The following is a 785-nucleotide window of genomic DNA, read 5'->3' as shown; positions in this document are numbered from 1 at the left end:
CAGGTCGGGGGGGGGCCTGGTGGGAAGCGTCGCATGCGGGCGCACCCACGGGTCAAGGCACGGTGTGCGCGGCGCCGCGGACTCGCACCGGGAGTCGTCAGCCCTGCTCCACGGCGCGTCGCAGCTCGGCGAAGAGGCGGCCCAGCGCGTCGAGCTGGTAGTGCGCGTTGAGCCCGCTGGGATTGGGCAGCACCCACAAGCGCGTGTCGCCCAGGCGCTCGGGTTGCGAGCCCAGCGTGGCCTTGGGACGGCCAAAGGCGATGCGGTAGGCGCTCACGCCCAGCACCGCGAGGTAGCGGGGCTGGTAGCGCGCCACCTTGGCTTCCAGCGCCTTCGCGCCCTGGGCCAGCTCGGCGGGGTTCAGCAGGTCCGCGGTGGCGGTGGCGCGGTCCACCACGTTGGTGATGCCGTAGCCCAGCGCGAGCAAGGCCGCCTGCTCCGTGGGCTGGAAGGTGTGCGGGGTGATGCCCGCGGCATGCAGCGTGGGCCAGAAGCGGTTGCCGGGCCGCGCGAAGTGGTAGCCCACCACCGCGGAGTAGAGGCTGGGGTTGATGCCACAGAAGAGCACGCGCAGCCGGGGCGCGATGACGTCCGGCATGGTGCGACCGGTGGCTGCGTCCAGCTCATCTCGTGAGGGGCGACGGAGCGGTGTCATGGGGGCGCATCTTCGCGAGCCTACCTGGGAAGGCAACCCCCCAGGGCCCCATGCGGCGGGTGGGGTGTTGCCCGTGGGACGGAGCGGCCTGGCGCGCTCGGGTGGCTGGCGAAGGCGCGCGGGGTGGGGC

Annotated in this window: 1 protein-coding gene; it reads right to left on the bottom strand. The window is 73.4% G+C overall.

The window, feature by feature from the left end; all coding sequences use genetic code 11:
• Positions 1 to 97: 97 nt before the first annotated feature.
• Entirely contained in the window at positions 98 to 598 is a 501-nt protein-coding gene (mug, locus tag G4D87_RS38295; RefSeq protein WP_163787654.1) for a G/U mismatch-specific DNA glycosylase, read from the bottom strand.
• Positions 599 to 785: the final 187 nt, after the last annotated feature.

This window comes from Myxococcus vastator (genome assembly GCF_010894475.1).
Taxonomy (GTDB): Bacteria; Myxococcota; Myxococcia; order Myxococcales; family Myxococcaceae; genus Myxococcus; species Myxococcus vastator.
This window is presented reverse-complemented; position numbering and strand designations above follow the sequence as displayed.

What these genes read in the sequence shown, in the direction of transcription:
- mug (WP_163787654.1), bottom strand. Translation starts at nt 598, where the DNA reads ATGCCGGACGTCATCGCGCCCCGGCTGCGCGTGCTCTTCTGTGGCATC.